Here is a 16,270-nt window from a genome sequence, read left to right on the forward strand (position 1 = left end):
TTTACCAGTTCATGAGCTTCTTGATTTCAGCCGTCAGTTTTTCCGCGGCCTTGGTCTGGGTGAATTCGGACGGATGCCAGTCCGCCCCGTACCCGTCGGAAGCGGAGTGTACCTCAAATTTCATCGACGCAAGGTTGGCGTCTCCCGTTTCCGCCTTGTAATCGGCCGCCGCTTTTTCCACCAGAGGATACAGCCGGTCTGTCATTATTCCGAGGGTGCAAAGAATCGTCGCCCCGGCATTCCGGCTTCTGATTTGCTTGAGGAAGGCGGTATACGCTCTCGCATACGCTTCCTGTTTGTCCGCATCGTCTTTGGTGTATGTATCGTCATTTGTTCCCAGATTCACGATGATCAGATCCGGTACAAAAGAAGAAAAATCCCAGGCAAGCGACTGAGCCTCCACCGTACCGTCAAAACGTCCGACGGAACGCCCTACTTTTTCATAATAAGTGGGGACAAGCTGGTCGGCGGATTTCTGGTCCGATTCCGTATAGCCGGAAAGAATGCCGTAGCCGCTGTAGGCCACGATGCTGTAGTCCGCCTGAAGCGCTTGCGCGGTTTTGTAGGCATAGGTTTTGGTCACGTCCTCGGTGGCAGTGGAAAACGAATGCGTTTCGTCCTCGGCGTCGACCCCGTAACCGGCGGTGATGGAATCGCCGATAAATTCGATCCGGTGCGCTTTGGCCGGGGCCGGCTTGATCCCCTCCGGAGCATCGGCGCGAATTTCACGAATTCCCGCCGTCGACATGGGCGCCTCCGACAGCTTTACAATCCGGACCGTTACCTCCTGCGGCGTTTCGCTTTCGAATACCGTAAACGCTTTCAAAGGAGCGTTGAGCTGCTCGTCGACAACGCGAGCGCCGTTGACAAAAATGCCGATTCGCGCCAGATCGCCGGTGCCTTGGGAAGCGTTTTGGTCTCCCTGAAGGACGATCTCCGCCCGTTTGCCGTGAAAGGTAAACTCCGCTCCCCCGCCGGATAAAGCAAGCCACAGCGTATCGTTTTCATACCAGGTGCGCCCAAGCGGTTTGACGCGATCCTTCGTGGCGCTGAAAGACTGCAAGCCGCCCGTTTCTCCTTCCTTTTGTGCTGTGGATGCTGTACTTGTTTTCGTTTGTTCGGATGCCATTGGTAGCCGTTCCCCCTGATTCGCATTGTAATAAGCTGCTGTCACGGTTTTATTATACATCGAATGCTCCCTGCGGTTCTTGTCATTTTGAACAACACTCGCCGGGAGAAGGCTCCTCGTTTCGAAAAATGCAGCAAAGAGCCGGCGAAAGCAAGTGATTGATTTCTTCCTGGTTCAGCGTGTAGTAGCTCCATGTTCCCCTAGTTTCCTTCCGGATCAGATTGGCGTCCAGCAAAATTTTCAGGTGATACGAAAGCTTCGATTGCTGCATTTCCACGATGTCGCAGAGCTCGCAGACGCAAATCTCTCTTTTGCGGCAGAGCTCATTCATGATTTGAAGCCTTTTTCGATCAGCCAGCGCTTTGAACTTTTTCTCGTATGCTGCAAAATCAACCGTCTTTTCCGGGACGGCACGTTTCACGGGAATCTCGATTTTCATGATCCTCTCTCCCCTTTACCGGTCCAAACAAGAGATCGAGCACCTTCTCCTCCGCTCGCCGGTTTTTTCCTTTGTACGGGTAGCTGTGAATATGGATCGCCGGATTAAAATTCAGCTCAATGATGCCGAAATTCACCGCGTTGGCTTCGTTGCGGTAGTCCTCAATCATCATGTCGACGCCGCAAATGACTGCGCCGGCGGCTTTGGCGGAGGCTACGGCCGCTTTTTTGTAGCTGTCCGGAATAACATCCGTCATATCGATGCTGTCGCCGCCCGTGCTGATATTGGAATTTTCCCGCAGATAAACGATCTTTCCGGCAGGCGGTACGTCATGCCGGGTGTAAGAATGAGTTTTTAGAAACAGCTCCTCGGCTTCACCCAGCTGAAGCTTTTCCAAAGGGGTTTTATAGCCCTTCCCCCGCAGCGGGTCCTTGTTTTTTTCATGGACCAGCTGTTCAATCGTGTGCAGCCCGTCTCCTGCCACATTGGCGGGAACACGATGGAGCACGCCAGCTACCTCGTCTCCCATGACAAGGAAGCGGTATTCTTTCCCGGGAAGGAATTCCTCCAGAAGAACGGTCCGGTCATGAGCAAAGGCCAGTTCAAACGCCCGTTTGTAATCCTCTTCTGTAAACGCGCGGTCAAAAATCGTAATGCCGAGCCCGAAATTTGTTGACTTCGGCTTGATCACAACCGCTTGGCCGCGATAAGCGGGATAGCTGGCGGCCGCTTCCTCCAGCGTTCCGAAGGCCTCGCCGTTCGGCACACGGATTCCTTTCCGCCGCAGGACGTCTTTCGTCACCCTCTTGTTTTCCATAATCAGCACCGTGCTGTAGGAGTCCAAGGAGGTTTTGGTCGCCTGCTTCACATATTCCTGACGGTCTCCTTTCGCCAGCCGGACAAAATTGTCCTCGCGGTCCACCAGTTCAAAAGCGATGCCGCGTTTGACGGCAGCCTTCAAGAGCAATTGAGTCGATAATTCCAGATCCTCATAACCGGCGAAACGGAACCCCGTTTGGCGGCTCTCGTTTGCGTACTGCTTGGCTTTGTCTAAATGATACGACAAAAAGGAGGACTTCTGAATACCTGACTTTAGAAGCGAAGCGTAACTTTTTTCCGGCCGGCGGATTTTCTCTTCTTCTCCGTTCAGGAGACTTCGGAGCCCGGAGTTAACGGGAGCAAACCGCTCCACCATTTCCTTCATCCCGCCCAGGATTGCGAGAGCGGCCGGCTTCATCGGAAGGCGGCGGTTTTCACGGTCCAATAGCTCGCCCTCGATGCCTTCCGCAATCATCCGGTCCTGATTCAAATGCGCAAGAAGCTGATCGTCTCCGTCAAAAGGCTCATCCTCTTTAAGCAGCATAAACAAAAGAAACAGATGAACCACTTTCATGGTTTCCAGGCTGATTCCGGTTTTGTACAGCGGGTTCAAATCCAGAAGCCGCAGTTCCAGATAATCGGCGCCATGATAGGCAAGCTGCTGCAAAGGGTCCGGCCCTTTCGCGGATTTCAGCCGCACCGGGCTGTAAAATTCTTTAGCGCTCCACAGCTCTTCGGCCTGCACCAGCCGGTTCAGATCGGCAACGTGATCCTCAAGGGTATCGTAAGAGACAAAAAGCGGCTTTGCATTCCGGTAGCCGCACACACTGTTGCGCAGCGAGTTCATGTTCGGGAAAGTGTAGCTCTTTTGGTCATGGGATACGCCCGTTGCCACGCACTGCTCCATGTAGCTTTTATCGAAAACCGGACTGGCGCCGGTCAAATAGACAAGCAGCCAGCGGTGCCGCATCAGATTGCGGGCCACCTTCATATAAACGGCATTTTTGAAGGCTTTGTACGGTTCCTCCCGGTTCGCGGACGAATGCCAATTTTTTAAAAACCGCTCCTGAAAGGAAAAATTGAAATGAACGCCGCTCAGCAGCTGTCTTTTCCGGCCATATTTATCGGCCAGCCGGTTCCGGTAGGTTTCCTCCGCCGGGTCCTCCAGCTTCGCAACGGGAATTTCCCGTTCGTCCGGCAAGCTCGGCGGATTGCTGCTGGGCCACAGGTACTCATCCTTTAGTTCCATGGATACGATGTCATGCAGCGCCTCCATAAACCGATACGTCTCTTCCAAGGTGTCAAACGCGGGGGTGATCAGCTCAATCTGGCTTTCCGAGAAATCGGTCTGAATATAACGGTTTTCCTTTCGGCTGCCGAACGCAGCCGGATGCGGGGTCAGAGCCAGTTTGCCGGCGCGGTCTACCCTCACATTTTCCTTTTCCAACCCGAAGCGCCCTTCAAAAAGCTCCCGGCTCAGGTTGTTGTCCGTTATTTCCCGCAAAAGCCTCTGATCAAGTGCCGTCATTTCCGTCTCCGTCCTTTAATCAAAAAGATTTGATATATTGATTGTAATCCTCTGATTGTTTCAAATCAATACTTCATCAAAATATTTTGATCTATCGAAAAAACATCCGCAACCTCCTGCAGGCTGCGGATGCCGAAGATTAATACGCCGTCCAGCCGCCGTCCGCCGCGATCACAGCCCCGTTGACAAACCGGGCGTCCTCGGATGCGAGAAAAAGGGCACTTTTCCACCGTTCATGCGCTTTGCCTGGGTTGGAACAGCAAAAAACCGTCCCGGTTGAGAGGGACGGCTTTCGAGACTCCTTTATTTAGGGCGCTCCAGTTCAAACATTCGGCCAAGCGCCGAATAGAAGTTGCCGGCCATCCGGCTGACGGGCGCGAGCTTTCCGGCGTCGATCCGTCCGTTCCGCAAAAGCGTTTCGTCGATTACGAACCGGACCACCCGGACGATCAGCAGATCGCAGGCCGGGGCTTCCGCCCCGCCAAGCTCGATGGCGCGCTCCAGCACGCATTCCATCCGAAGCCTGCATTCGGCAATCCCCGGAACCCGGACACATTCGCTTGCGACCGGGCTGAGGCCCGCCAGGACAATTTCGCTTTCGCCGGAAGGCAAGCTCGCCGCGGTTTGATTGATCTTTTCCACATTGGCTTCATCCACCGCATGAACGACGAGCTCGCCGGATGCAATAGCATTGCGCGCGGTATCCTTTTGGACACCGTTTGCCCGCTGCACCGAGATGGACAACAGCGGCGGCGCGCTGGAGACGATGGAAAAGTAGCTGAACGGCGCGCCGTTTAAAACCCCTTGCTCCGAAAGCGTCGTCACAAAGGCGATCGGACGCGGGATGATGCCGCCGATCAAAAGCTTGTAGTTGTCTCTTTCGCTTTGCGCGGCCGGATCAATCGAAATCATCGGTTTCCCTCCCGCTCTGTCGGCTCATTACCCTGCAAAATGCCCTTGGTACCAGCTTACCGCGGCATCCGCTTCGGTCGGGGTCAACTGGTGCCCATAGCTTTCCCAGTGCACCGAGACCCCGGCGCCCGCCCCGGCCAGCAGCCGCTCCAGCTCTTCCGTTTCGGCCGGAGGGCAGATCCGGTCGTTGGTTCCGGCGGCGATAAAAACCGGCACCCCGGACAAATCCGGAAGCTCGACGGACCGTAACGGAACCATGGGATGATGAAGGATCGCGCCGCGGAAAGCATCCCGATAATGGAATAGAAGGCTTCCTGCGATGTTGGCGCCGTTGGAGTAGCCGACCGCCACGAAGTTGCCGCGGTCCAGGCCGTATTCCGCAGCGGCCTGACCGAGAAAATCATAAAGCTCCTTCGTCCGGTACTTCAAGTCTTCTTCATCAAAGACACCTTCCGCCAGACGGCGGAAGAACCGGGGCATCCCGTTCTCCGACACATTGCCGCGAATGCTCAGCCTCGCGGCATTCGGAGCAATCCGGTCCGCCAGCGGGAGCAAATCCCGTTCCGTTCCTCCCGTGCCATGAAGCAGCACCAGGGTAGGGGCGTCCGGCGATTTTCCCTGCTCAAAGAGATGCTTCATCCTTTCTTCACCTCCGGCACCCGTACTTCGATCGGCAGCAGATTGGCTTCGATCTCGGCGCGATGCGGCTCGTACCAGGAGGGCAGCATCAGCTTTTCCCCAAGCGCTTCCGCCGGCTCGTCGTTGGCAAATCCCGGCGGGTCCGTTGCGATTTCAAAGAGGATTCCGCCCGATTCCCGAAAATAAATCGCGTTGAAATACTGCCGGTCGATGATTTGGGTTGGCTGATAGCCGGAAGCCTGAACCTCCGCCTGCCACCTGGCGTGCTCCTCGAAATCCTTTGCCCGCCAGGCGATATGATGCACCGTGCCGGCTCCTCCGGTTCCCCACTCCATATCCGCGGTTCGAACGTCAATCAGATTCGCGATGGCCGCAGTCGTTTGAAACCGCGCGTGCCCCCGGTCCTCGCCGACTTTTTTCATGCCCAATGTATGCTCCAGAACCTGCATCGTTTGCTTCGCGTTTACGCTGTAGAGGACTGCTCCGCCAAACCCTTTGATCGCCTTGTCGGCCGGAACGCCGCCGAACGCCCACTCGCTGTCCGGTCCTTCCGCCCGCTCCACGATTTCCAGCCGCAGACCTTCGTGGTCCGAAAAATGCAGATAGTCCTCGGAGAACCGGGTTTCCTTGGTGAAGGAAACGCCGAAGCTATTCAGCCGGTCTTCCCAAAAGCCAAGCGCACCCGGCGGAACGACGTAGGTGGTGACGCCCACTTGGCCGCCGCCGATCCGTCCCTTGCGGGAGCCGGGCCACGGAAAGAACGTGATGATCGTTCCGGGATTTCCCGCCTTGTCGCCAAAATACAAGTGATACACTTCCGGCGCATCGAAGTTTATGGTGCGCTTGACGAGCCGCAGGCCGAGAATGCCGGCATAGAAATCAACGTTTCGCTGCGGATCTCTGGCAAAGGCCGTAATGTGATGAATACCCGACGTTTGCATGGTCATTTTCCTCCACCCCAATCGCATGTAGTAGAAACAACTAAATTAAATATCTTAAATTAAAGATAATTGATCCGAAAGGATTTGTCAACACTTTTAAAGTAACTATAAATAAATAAGTTGTTTAATCCCCCGGCGTGCCCGCCGCGCCTTTTCCGAGCTTCTTCAACAGCTCAATCGCCTGTACCTTTTCTTCTTCCTTTAAGGTGGATAAAATCCCCTGCAAGTATTCCGCGTGCTGCGGGAAAATGCCGCCAAAAAAACCGTCGCCCTCTTCCGTAAGCTCCGCGTACGTGATGCGCCGGTCCTCCGCACTCGGCACCCGTTTGATCAGGCCCTTTTGCTCCAGCTTGTCGATGTTGTACGTAATGCTTCCGCTGGTAATCAGAATTTTGTCCCCGATTTGCTGCAGCGGGATGCGGCGCTTCGTGTAGATTGCTTCCAGGACCATAAACTCGGACGCGGACAAGCCGTGCTTCTTCATGTCCTTTGTCGCCCGCTCCATGACCGTTTTGTAGGCTTTGGACAATACAACAAACAGCTTGAGCGACAGCTGCCGGTCGGCATTCCTCTCTTCGTTCATCCGTCGTCATCTCCTCGGTTAGGCGGCTTTCTCTTCTTAAACTACCACTTCTTTCACCAGATGCGCAAAAAAAGCGGCCGAGACAGCCTCCCCTTTGAAATGGGAGCCTGCCTTGCCGGCCTTTTGTTCTTCGCCTCGGCGATTGGTTTCGCTGTACCCGTTAAAGCGAGTAGCGGCGCATATGCTCGGCCGTCGCCGAACGGCCGCGAGCCAGGAGCTCCGCCGGCGTGCCTGCAAACACAACCTCCCCGCCACGGTCGCCACCCTCCGGCCCGAGGTCAAGCACCCAGTCCGAAGCTTCGATGACCTGCTGGTTATGCTCCACCACGATTACCGTATGCCCCGCGTCGACCATGCGGTTCAGCAGACGAAGAAAGTTCTCGACGTCAATCGGATGAAGCCCGGTCGTCGGTTCGTCCATCAGGAACAGGTTCCGCCCGTCCGATTGTCCGTTCAGCTCCCTTGCCAGCTTCAGACGCTGCGCTTCTCCGCCCGAAAGCGTGGTCAGCGGCTGCCCCAGCTCCAGGTAACCGAGCCCCGCCTCCTGGAGCAGCCGAAGCCCTTTAACCAGCTTGGGGTGCCCCTCCAAAACGCGAACCGCTTCCTCCACCGGCAGACGCAACATGTCTTTGATTGAATGCCCCTTGTACATCACCGCCAGCACCTCGTCCTGGAACTGGTTTCCGCCGCAAACCGGACACACCACCTCCTGGTCTTCAAAAAACAGCAGGCTGTTGACCACATAACCGAGCCCTTCGCAATTTTCGCAGCGGCCGCCCTTGGTGTTAAAGGAAAAATGACTGGGATCCAGCCCCTTTTCCCGGGCGCTGTCCAGCCTGCCGTAAAGACTGCGAATGCCGGTATACAAATCCGCGAACGTGGCGACGTTGGATCGCTTCATGCGTTGAGCGGGTGCTTGCTCCACCGTGACCACCCGGCCGAATTGCTCCAGCCCGGCAACGCGGCTGCCTGCAGGCGGGCGATTCCCGGCCGCCTGCCCCAGCACATCAAAGACAAGCGTTGATTTTCCTGAACCGGACACGCCCGTTACGGCGATCAGGCAGCCGGCCGGCAGCTCCGCATGGACATTCTTGAGGTTGTTCAAGGCTGCGCCGGCTACCGTAATCGTTCGGCCGTTACCCGGCCGGGGGGCTCGGCGAACAGCCCGGCTGCGCTCCCGAAAATAGCCGCCGGTAACGGAATCCGGCCGCTCCATGAGCTCATCCAGCGTTCCGGTTGCGACGATCCGGCCCCCTTCTTTTCCCGCTCCCGGGCCAATGTCTACCATGACATCCGCCGCCTCCATCACCTCGGTGTCGTGTTCGATCACAAGGACCGTATTGCCTCCATCCCGCAGCCGCTTCAGCACGTGGACCACGCCTTCCGTATCCTTCGGATGAAGGCCGACCGTAGGCTCGTCCAGAATGTAGATGACGCCGGTCAATTCCGAATCCAGGCTGGCGGACAACTTGATCCGCTGCCATTCCCCGCCGGATAGCGTAACGGTTTGGCGGTCGATGCTCAAATACCCGAGCCCCACGCGAATGAGCCGCTGCACTTTGGTCTTCAGATCAAGCAGGTACATTTCCGTGAGCCGCCGCTCCATTTCGACTGCCGTCCGATCCGCGTTTTCGATCCAGTCATGCAGCCTTTCCAGCGGCAGCGCTCCAAGCTCCGGCAGACGGGTTCCCGCCACTTCGGCGCTTCGGCTGATCGCATTCAACCGCTCCCCCCGGCAGCCGGGACACTCGATAGAAGAAAAGTACCGGTCCGCGTCTTTGCCCGCCCCGCCTTTTTCGGCCAGCCGGCGCCAAAGCGTCGTCACCACCCCCTCGAATTTGCCGTCAGCCGCCGTTTTGGGCGGCTTCCGGCCGGGGAACGCCTGCGTTAACTTTTCGCTTGCAGTGCCGTGGTACAGGATTGTTTTCTGCGCCTCGCTGAACCGGGAGACGGGAACTTGCGGTTCAACCGGCAGGCCGTAGTGCCGAAAAGCCTGATACAGCACTTCGATTTGATAATCCTTGTATTTGTGCTCCCAATATGCGACCGCTCCATCCTCCAGGGACAGCGATTCGTCGACGCAGCGGCTCTTGTCGACTGTCATGACCTTTCCGAGCCCCTGGCACTCGGGGCAGGCGCCTTCCTTCGTATTGTACGAATAATGCGTGCGGGTCAGTTTGTCCATCCGGTGCCCGCAGCGGCTGCAGTGCATATAGACCCGGAACTCGCCGTTTGTTTTCTCCGTCTCCTCCCGGCATTCCGCGGCGGACACCGTTTGCCCGCAATTGGGGCAGGCTCTGCGGGCCAGCTTCTCGTACACCATCCGCAAATCGGTGTAAATATCGGTCACGGTTCCGACGGTGGAGCGCGGATTGCGGTTATGGTCCGTTTGTGTGATCCGGATGGCCGGCGATACGTGCCGGACCGAATCGACCTCGGGCTTGCGGATGCCCTGCAGCCCGATGGCCTCCAGATACTGCCGCTGGCATTCCGAAAAGAGAACGTCGTTCGCAAGCGTCGATTTGCCGGAGCCCGATAAACCGGTGAACACCACCAGCTTGTTTCTGGGGATACGGAGCGAAATGTTTTTCAGGTTGCCCTCGCGGGCCCCTTCGATAAGAATGGCGGTCAAGGCGATCCCTCCTGGCTTCAGCCGCGCATTTGTCTTGGTTGCGGCCTCGTGATACCCGTATCGTACAACATTGACGCAATCTTTCGCTTTCGGCTCTCTCGCCTCTTGCCAGACGGCGAATAATCCCGTTAAATGTTGTTGTGGAGCTTGAAGGTTTTGCTTGAAGCAGGAAAGGAGCTGCGGCCGAATTGGGGTATACGCCGAAACAGCTGGCGGAAGAGCTCGGGGTGAGCACAACCACCCTGCGCCGATACGAGGAAATGGATTTGATTCCGGAGGTGCCGCGCACGGAAAGCAACCGCAGGAGCTACACGGACCTGCACGCCTTGGCTTTTCACGCCATCCGCGCTCTGCTTCGGGGGTATGAATTTCCGAATGTGTACGAGGCCATGCAAAAAATGAAGCACGGCAGCAGAGAAGAAGCCATGTGGCTGCTCAATCGGGAGCATTATCAGCTGCAAATGGAAAAACAGCGCGTGGAGGAGGTGCTTTCGCTCATCCGGCATACGGATTTTTCCCGCTACGGGGGCCGGACGGTGAAGGAAAGGATGACAATCGGGGAAGCGGCGAGGCTGGCCGGTGTGAATCCGTCCGCCATCCGCCATTGGGAGCAGGAGGAATTGATTGCTTCGGAGCGGAATCCGGCCAACGGCTACCGGATTTATACGCGGGCCGAGCTGCGGAAAATCATCGTCGTCAGCAGCTTGCGGAAGACGGTCTTCTTCATTGAAAGCATGAAACAGCTGTTGAAGGAGCTGGAAACCAACCGGATCGAAAAAGTGGAGCAGGCGTTTCAGGTCGTATTGGCAAAGCTGAACGACCGCCTGCTCCGGCAGTTCCAGGGCATCGCAGCGTTTGTAGCCTATGCGGTTCCGGAACAGCGGACGGGAAAAAGCCCTGCCCCCTCTCCCGCGTTTCATTACCGCCCGGGAGAGTCGGCCGCCCGGATGCCGTAACCGGAAGCCGCCCGGGCGGGCGGCTTTTCGCACGTAATCAGGAACGATTCCGCACCCGTTTCCGCACGTAGAGGAAGACAACCGCAATAATGCCAAGCGCCAGCAGTACATAAACCACGTTGGAATAGACGTCCATGTATTCCGTAATCGTATCCCAGGAAGCGCCTACGGCCGCTCCGACCAGGACAAGCACAGTGTTCCAGATCAAGGAGCCGATGGTGGTCAGCAGCAAAAACAAAGGGAAACGCATGCCCGCGCTCCCGGCGGGTATGGAAATCAGGCTGCGGATCAAGGGCACCAGGCGGCCGAGAAAAACGGCCCAGGTCCCGTGCTTGCCAAACCAGGCGTTCGCTTTCCGAATGTCCTCCGGCTTCAGCCGCAGCACTTTGCCGTACCGGACGATGATCCCTTCCAGGCGCTGCGCAGAGAAGAACCGTCCGACCCCGTAGAGGCAAACCGCGCCGGCAATCGAGCCAATGGTGGAGGCGATCACGACGCCGGTCGTCGTCAAATTCGTCGTGGTGGTCATAAATCCGCCGAAGGTTAAAATCACTTCCGAAGGAATCGGAGGAAACAAATTTTCAAGCGCGATCAATAGAAAAATGCCGAAATACCCGTATGCTTCCATAAATTCCGTAATCCATTGTTCCATTTCGTTCGCTCCTCATGTCGTTTTTAACTGAAAAATCCCGTAACCTTGCGGTACAAAAACCAATTCAGAAGCCGGTAAAGAAAGAACAAGGCAATAAAGGCCGCGCCGTAAACCAGCAGCATCGTTTGCGGGATGAGCACGGAAAGCGCAAACGGCTCGGTTCCATACAGCAGCGTCAACAAAGCAGCAGCCGCAAGCATCATAAGACCGTACCCGATTAAATAATGGTGGCCATGCGACTCGAACGGCTTCGTATGCTTGGAAATCGACAAAAATTCCTTGACCCGGAACTGGTTGACGGCTTCGCTTGCCGCTTCTTCCCTGGATTTTCCGTTTCGCTCCAGGTCGGCAGCAAAATCCTCCAGGTAATTTTGCAGCTCCGTCTTGTCTTCCCTGCTCATGGCCAGTTGGGCGATGTACGCCGGGATATCGTTCTGCTTCCGGTACAGCGCGTTCATGCGGAGATGGGTTATGTAATTCGCCGCGCCCCAAAAAGCCGCTAACGTAAAGGAGGCGTAATAAGCGATGGATATGCCGAGCTGATCCCCGGGGTTGACCGACTCGTCGATATAGAACGCGACGGCGCAAACCGCAAGCGAGGCCAGCAAAAGCAGCGGATGGCGCAGCTCCTCCAGGCTAAACAGCTTTCGCACCAGGTTGTTCATCTTCGTTCTCACCTCCTTGCCGCTAAACAAACCGGTTCACGATCTCGGCCGTCTTTTTCCAATCCGCTACAATTCCCGCATGAAGCCTTCGCCCGGCATCCGTGATGCTGTAATATTTGCGCCGTCCGCCATGGCTCTGATCGCCCCAGTAGGCGGATACCGCCTCTTGCTTCTCCAAACGCTTTAAGGCAAGATACAGCGTCGCTTCCTGGATTTCGAACGCCCCTTCCGTCCGGTCCTTGATCGCCTTGGAAATTTCGTATCCGTAATTGTCTTCCCCGGCGAGCACGGACAGGATCAGCAGGTCGATTGTGCCTTTTAACATCTCTGCGTTCAAAGGAATCCCCCCACCTTAATTACTCAACAATGTTGAGTACATGGACAGCATAAGCGATTGTACTTAATATTGCAAGGTACTTTAGTATACTATTTTTACTGCAACCGGTTTCATTATGACGCATGCAAAAAAGCCGACCGGCCAGCGATCGGCTTTAACGGACGGATGTCTCTTTTCGTGCTTTCGTATCCGCTTGATTCAGGTGATGGACGCCTCATAGATGGCTTTGATCGAATCGGACAGCATGGCGTTGAACTCCCCGTCCGACTGCTGCGCGGACAAGCCTTCCGCCAGAGCCCGGGAAAAGCTTGCGATCAGCCCGCGGTTCTGCGCCAGCATCTCGTTAGCTTCTTTTTGGCCATAGCCGCCCGACAAGGCGACCACCCGGACCACATGCGGGTCGTCCATCAGATCACGGTAGAAATCAGTGACAGCCGGAATCGAAAGCTTCAGCATAACCTTGGCGTCCCCGGGCAGGGCGGACAGCTGCCTGCGGATTTCCTCTTTCAAGAGGCTTTCCGTTTGCTCCCGGCCGCTGCTCTGGATGTTGACTTCCGGCTCGACGATCGGAACGAGGCCATGCGACAAAATCTGCTTCCCGATTTCAAACTGCTGCTCCACCGCTTTCCGGATCCCGGCCGGATTGGCTTCGTGAATGACCGAACGCATCTTGGTCCCGAAAATATTCCGTCCGACCGCCCGCTTCAGAAGGCCGTCCATCTCCGGCATCGGCTTCATGAGCTGCACTCCTTCTCCCGCTTCGGCCAACCCTTCGTCGATTTTCAGAAAAGGCACGACGCCCTTCTCCTCCCACAGATAGTCGGCGGTGTAACGGCCTTCTATCTGCCGGTCCATGGTGTTCTGGAACAAAATCGCACCCAGGATATACTCGGAACGAAACGCCGGGCTGGTTATGATCCGTGTTCTCATTTCATGCACAAGCGCATACATTTCGTCTTCCCCCGAATAGGCGTCTTCCCCGATCCCGTATTGGGCCAGCGCCTTCGGCGTGCTGCCGCCGCTTTGATCCAAGGCGGCGATAAAGCCTTTTCCGGTGCGGACGCGTTCGAGCTGTTCCTGATTCATTGCGATCACCTTCCTGATGGATTTCGGTTTCAAGTACATTCTATTTATTGGACAAACGCGCTTGTTTTTAAACACGCGCAGGCATTCCCTTTGCCGTTTCCGCAGGCGGCTTGTTGTGCTATGATGGGACAAAATCAAAGTCTCTGGAGGTCGCTGCCGTGAAGTGTTACGTGGTCGATGCATTTGCGGAAAAAGTGTTCGAGGGAAATCCGGCCGGGGTTTGCGTGACGGAACGCTGGCTGCCGGAGGAGCTCATGCAGAGCATTGCGGCGGAAAACAATCTTTCCGAAACGGCCTTTGCCGTACGGGAAGGCGGCGCTTACGGGCTGAGATGGTTCACCCCGGCAGCCGAAATCGAATTGTGCGGGCATGCCACCCTGGCCACGGCCTTCGTCCTCGCCGGCTTCTTCGCGCCGGAGGAAGAAACGTTTGTCTTCCGCACGCTGAGCGGCGAATTGACCGTCACCCGGCGCGGGTCCCTCTTTGAGCTGGATTTCCCGGCCCGGATGCCCGTCCCTCATCCGTTGACCGAGCAAATGGTCGAAGCGCTTGGCGTCCGGCCGGCGGAAACCTACTTGAGCCGGGACCTGATGTTTGTGCTGGAGAGCGAAGAAGCGGTGCGCCGCGCTTCGCCGGATTTCGGCAAGCTGAAGCTGCTGCCGGACGGACTGGGCGCTTCCATTACAGCAAGAGGCAAGGACTTTGATTTCGTATCCCGCAGCTTCTTCCCGAAGCTGAATGTGAACGAGGACCCCGTTTGCGGTTCGGCCCACTGCAATTTTATTCCTTATTGGGCGAACCGCCTCGGCAAGAACAGCCTGCTTGCCCGGCAGGCGTCCAAACGCGGCGGGACGCTCCGCTGCGAGCTTGCCGGAGACCGGGTCAAAATCGCGGGAACGGCGGTCTTGTATGCCGTCGCGGAATTGCACCTGGAAGCGCAATAAAGGCGAAAGACCCTCCCGGCTGCTGCCCGGAAGGGTCTTTCGTTTCTTTCCCTCTATTTGCTACACGAGGTGGCAGGCCACAAAATGGCCGCCGCCTTGCGGCCGGAACGCCGGCTCTTCCTCCCTGCAGCGGGCTTCCGCATATGGGCAGCGGGTGTGGAAGCGGCAGCCCCGCGGCGGATTTGCAGGACTTGGGATATCCCCGCGCAGCACAATCCGGTCCCGCTTCAATTTGGGAACGGGGACGGGAACCGCTGACAGAAGCGCCTTGGTGTACGGATGGAGCGGGTGATTGAACAGCTCGTCACGGCTGGCCGTTTCGACCAGCTTGCCGAGGTACATCACGCCGATCCGGGCACAAAGGTGCTCGACGACGCTTAGATCGTGGGATATAAACAGGTAGGTCAGGCCTTTTGTTTCCTGTAAGTGCTGAAACAGATTGATAATCTGCGCCTGAATCGACACATCCAGAGCCGAAACCGGTTCATCCGCTACAATGAGCTCCGGATTCAAAATGAGGGCGCGGGCGATGCCTACCCGCTGGCGCTGGCCGCCGGAAAATTCGTGCGGGTACCGGTCCGCATGATACGCGGAGAGGCCGCAAAGGGCCAGAACCTCCGCCACCCGTTCCCTTAGCTCCGCTTTCGAACACATCCCGTGCTCCAGCACCGCTTCCCCGATCGCATCGCCAACCCGTACACGGGGATTAAGCGAGCTGTACGGGTCCTGAAATATGAGCTGCATTTTCGGGCGAAGGGTCCGCATATCCCGCGGGGGCAGCTTGTACAGGTCGATGCCCTGGAAACGAACCTCTCCTCCGGTTTTGTCGGTCAACCGGAGGAGAGTCCGGCCAACGGTGCTTTTTCCGCTTCCCGACTCGCCCACCAGTCCGAAGGTTTCGCCCGGCCGGATGGCCAAACTGATGTCGTCCACCGCTTTGACATGCCCGACCGTCCGGTTCAACAGACCGGATTTTATCGGAAAATACGTTTTGATATGGCTTGCTTCCAGCAGAGCGTCAGACACGCGCGGCCACCTCCCCATACAGCCAGCACGCCGCTTTGTGCTTCTCGCCAAGCGCCTCAAGCGCCGGCTCCTTCTCCCGGCAGATGGCCATGCAGTGCTCGCAGCGGTCGTGAAAATAGCACGACGGCCGGAGCTCAAGCGGGTTCGGAACTTGCCCCGGAATGGAATACAGGGAGGTCTGCCGCCGGTTCATCACCGGCTTTGATTTCAGCAGGCCCTGGGTGTAGGGATGCTGCGGCCGGGAGAAAATTTCCACCACTTCCCCTTCCTCCACGACTTTTCCCGCATACATCACAATGACATAATCGGCCATTTCCGCCACCACGCCGAGATCGTGCGTGATTAACAGAATCGCCATGTCCGAATCGTCCCTTAATTGCCGCAGCATATCCAAAATTTGCGCCTGAATGGTTACGTCCAAAGCAGTTGTCGGCTCGTCGGCGATCAAAAGCTTTGGACTGCAGGAAATTGCGATGGCGATCATAATCCGCTGGAGCATGCCGCCGCTGAGCTCATGCGGGTAAGAATCGGCGATTTGCTCGGCCCGGGGAATGCCGACAGACTGGATCAGCTCGACCGCGCGCTGCCGCGCCTCCCGTCTGCCCATCTTCCGGTGCTCCCGGAGCACCTCCACGATCTGGGTTCCGACGGGCAGAACCGGATTAAGCGACGACATCGGCTCCTGGAAGATCATCGCAATGTCATTCCCCCGAATGGTCCGAAGCTCGTGCTTGCCGATTTGGAGCAAATCCCGCTCCCCGAACCGGATTTTCCCCTCCACTACTCGGCCGGCGGGCTGCTCCACCAGACCCATGATCGAGAGGGCGGTGATGCTTTTTCCGCAGCCCGATTCGCCGACAATACACACTATTTCACCTTGACGCACGTGAAAATCCACGCCGTCCACCGCTTTGACAACGCCTTCCTCCGTCGAGAAATGCGTTTTTAACCCGCGCACTTCAAGTAAATTCGCCATTTGTGC

At 56.8% G+C, this 16,270-nt stretch carries 16 protein-coding genes; 2 read left to right on the top strand and 14 right to left on the bottom strand.

From position 1 onward, the window contains the following. Position 1: 1 nt before the first annotated feature. The 8 genes from AC6I6H_RS06455 to AC6I6H_RS06490 all read right to left on the bottom strand — a co-directional run bounded on the left by AC6I6H_RS06455 (position 2) and on the right by AC6I6H_RS06490 (position 9,622). The gene (locus AC6I6H_RS06455; protein ID WP_497952917.1) at positions 2-1,129 is read right to left on the bottom strand and encodes an SGNH/GDSL hydrolase family protein; all 1,128 of its coding nucleotides are present in this window, start codon (positions 1,127-1,129) and stop codon (positions 2-4) included. Between the two features lie 82 nt (positions 1,130-1,211). Next, positions 1,212-1,568 carry an ArsR/SmtB family transcription factor gene (locus tag AC6I6H_RS06460; RefSeq protein WP_497952918.1) on the bottom strand — a complete coding sequence of 119 codons (357 nt, stop codon included), beginning with the start codon at positions 1,566-1,568 and terminating at the stop codon, positions 1,212-1,214. Further along, a complete protein-coding gene (gene gshAB / locus AC6I6H_RS06465; protein ID WP_497952919.1) occupies positions 1,519-3,915 on the bottom strand; it encodes a bifunctional glutamate--cysteine ligase GshA/glutathione synthetase GshB in 2,397 nt (798 codons plus the stop codon). Before gshAB ends, AC6I6H_RS06460 begins: the two co-directional genes overlap by 50 nt. Before the next feature lie 303 nt (positions 3,916-4,218). Next, on the bottom strand, positions 4,219-4,827 hold the full coding sequence (locus AC6I6H_RS06470; RefSeq protein WP_497952920.1) for a flavin reductase family protein: 609 nt from the start codon (positions 4,825-4,827) through the stop codon (positions 4,219-4,221). Positions 4,828-4,854: 27 nt separating this feature from the next. Continuing rightward, positions 4,855-5,466, bottom strand: coding sequence for an alpha/beta hydrolase (locus tag AC6I6H_RS06475; protein ID WP_497952921.1), 612 nt, complete (start codon positions 5,464-5,466; stop codon positions 4,855-4,857). Next, positions 5,463-6,413 carry a ring-cleaving dioxygenase gene (locus AC6I6H_RS06480; protein ID WP_497952922.1) on the bottom strand — a complete coding sequence of 317 codons (951 nt, stop codon included), beginning with the start codon at positions 6,411-6,413 and terminating at the stop codon, positions 5,463-5,465. Before AC6I6H_RS06480 ends, AC6I6H_RS06475 begins: the two co-directional genes overlap by 4 nt. Before the next feature lie 118 nt (positions 6,414-6,531). After that, positions 6,532-6,990, bottom strand: coding sequence for a MarR family winged helix-turn-helix transcriptional regulator (locus tag AC6I6H_RS06485; RefSeq protein ID WP_497952923.1), 459 nt, complete (start codon positions 6,988-6,990; stop codon positions 6,532-6,534). 160 nt (positions 6,991-7,150) lie between these two features. Continuing rightward, entirely contained in the window at positions 7,151-9,622 is a 2,472-nt protein-coding gene (locus AC6I6H_RS06490) for an ATP-binding cassette domain-containing protein (RefSeq protein WP_497952924.1), read from the bottom strand. A gap of 188 nt (positions 9,623-9,810) precedes the next feature. Between AC6I6H_RS06490 and AC6I6H_RS06495 the strand changes: the two genes are divergently transcribed. Beyond that, the gene (locus AC6I6H_RS06495; RefSeq protein ID WP_497952925.1) at positions 9,811-10,578 is read left to right on the top strand and encodes a MerR family DNA-binding transcriptional regulator; all 768 of its coding nucleotides are present in this window, start codon (positions 9,811-9,813) and stop codon (positions 10,576-10,578) included. Positions 10,579-10,615: 37 nt separating this feature from the next. Here AC6I6H_RS06495 and AC6I6H_RS06500 read toward each other — a convergent pair whose 3' ends face one another. The 4 genes from AC6I6H_RS06500 to AC6I6H_RS06515 all read right to left on the bottom strand — a co-directional run bounded on the left by AC6I6H_RS06500 (position 10,616) and on the right by AC6I6H_RS06515 (position 13,318). Further along, positions 10,616-11,230 carry a DedA family protein gene (locus tag AC6I6H_RS06500; RefSeq protein WP_497952926.1) on the bottom strand — a complete coding sequence of 205 codons (615 nt, stop codon included), beginning with the start codon at positions 11,228-11,230 and terminating at the stop codon, positions 10,616-10,618. A 23-nt stretch (positions 11,231-11,253) separates the two neighbouring features. Then, positions 11,254-11,895: a hypothetical protein gene (locus AC6I6H_RS06505; RefSeq protein WP_497952927.1), complete on the bottom strand. Its 642-nt coding sequence runs from the start codon at positions 11,893-11,895 to the stop codon at positions 11,254-11,256. Between the two features lie 22 nt (positions 11,896-11,917). Further along, positions 11,918-12,232, bottom strand: a complete 315-nt coding sequence (locus tag AC6I6H_RS06510) for a PadR family transcriptional regulator (protein ID WP_497952928.1) — start codon at positions 12,230-12,232, stop codon at positions 11,918-11,920. A 198-nt stretch (positions 12,233-12,430) separates the two neighbouring features. Next, on the bottom strand, positions 12,431-13,318 hold the full coding sequence (locus tag AC6I6H_RS06515) for a fructose bisphosphate aldolase (RefSeq protein WP_497952929.1): 888 nt from the start codon (positions 13,316-13,318) through the stop codon (positions 12,431-12,433). Positions 13,319-13,476: 158 nt separating this feature from the next. Here AC6I6H_RS06515 and AC6I6H_RS06520 point away from each other — a divergent pair, with 158 nt between their 5' ends. Next, the gene (locus tag AC6I6H_RS06520) at positions 13,477-14,262 is read left to right on the top strand and encodes a PhzF family phenazine biosynthesis protein (RefSeq protein ID WP_497952930.1); all 786 of its coding nucleotides are present in this window, start codon (positions 13,477-13,479) and stop codon (positions 14,260-14,262) included. A gap of 60 nt (positions 14,263-14,322) precedes the next feature. Here AC6I6H_RS06520 and AC6I6H_RS06525 read toward each other — a convergent pair whose 3' ends face one another. Together AC6I6H_RS06525 and AC6I6H_RS06530 are read right to left on the bottom strand one after the other, a co-directional pair. Next, positions 14,323-15,288: an ABC transporter ATP-binding protein gene (locus AC6I6H_RS06525; RefSeq protein WP_497952931.1), complete on the bottom strand. Its 966-nt coding sequence runs from the start codon at positions 15,286-15,288 to the stop codon at positions 14,323-14,325. After that, positions 15,281-16,264 (bottom strand): ABC transporter ATP-binding protein, encoded by a 984-nt coding sequence (locus tag AC6I6H_RS06530; RefSeq protein ID WP_497952932.1) that lies wholly within the window; start codon positions 16,262-16,264, stop codon positions 15,281-15,283. Before AC6I6H_RS06530 ends, AC6I6H_RS06525 begins: the two co-directional genes overlap by 8 nt. Positions 16,265-16,270 lie beyond the last annotated feature (6 nt).

The sequence above is a fragment of the Gorillibacterium sp. sgz306347 genome, assembly GCF_059735245.1.

Coding starts and splice junctions, on each gene's coding strand:
- gshAB (WP_497952919.1), bottom strand. CDS start 3,915: ATGACGGCACTTGATCAGAGGCTTTTGCGGGAAATAACGGACAACAAC.
- AC6I6H_RS06475 (WP_497952921.1), bottom strand. CDS start 5,466: ATGAAGCATCTCTTTGAGCAGGGAAAATCGCCGGACGCCCCTACCCTG.
- AC6I6H_RS06505 (WP_497952927.1), bottom strand. CDS start 11,895: ATGAACAACCTGGTGCGAAAGCTGTTTAGCCTGGAGGAGCTGCGCCAT.
- AC6I6H_RS06485 (WP_497952923.1), bottom strand. CDS start 6,990: ATGAACGAAGAGAGGAATGCCGACCGGCAGCTGTCGCTCAAGCTGTTT.
- AC6I6H_RS06460 (WP_497952918.1), bottom strand. CDS start 1,568: ATGAAAATCGAGATTCCCGTGAAACGTGCCGTCCCGGAAAAGACGGTT.
- AC6I6H_RS06455 (WP_497952917.1), bottom strand. CDS start 1,129: ATGGCATCCGAACAAACGAAAACAAGTACAGCATCCACAGCACAAAAG.
- AC6I6H_RS06515 (WP_497952929.1), bottom strand. CDS start 13,318: ATGAATCAGGAACAGCTCGAACGCGTCCGCACCGGAAAAGGCTTTATC.
- AC6I6H_RS06470 (WP_497952920.1), bottom strand. CDS start 4,827: ATGATTTCGATTGATCCGGCCGCGCAAAGCGAAAGAGACAACTACAAG.
- AC6I6H_RS06480 (WP_497952922.1), bottom strand. CDS start 6,413: ATGACCATGCAAACGTCGGGTATTCATCACATTACGGCCTTTGCCAGA.
- AC6I6H_RS06500 (WP_497952926.1), bottom strand. CDS start 11,230: ATGGAACAATGGATTACGGAATTTATGGAAGCATACGGGTATTTCGGC.
- AC6I6H_RS06530 (WP_497952932.1), bottom strand. CDS start 16,264: ATGGCGAATTTACTTGAAGTGCGCGGGTTAAAAACGCATTTCTCGACG.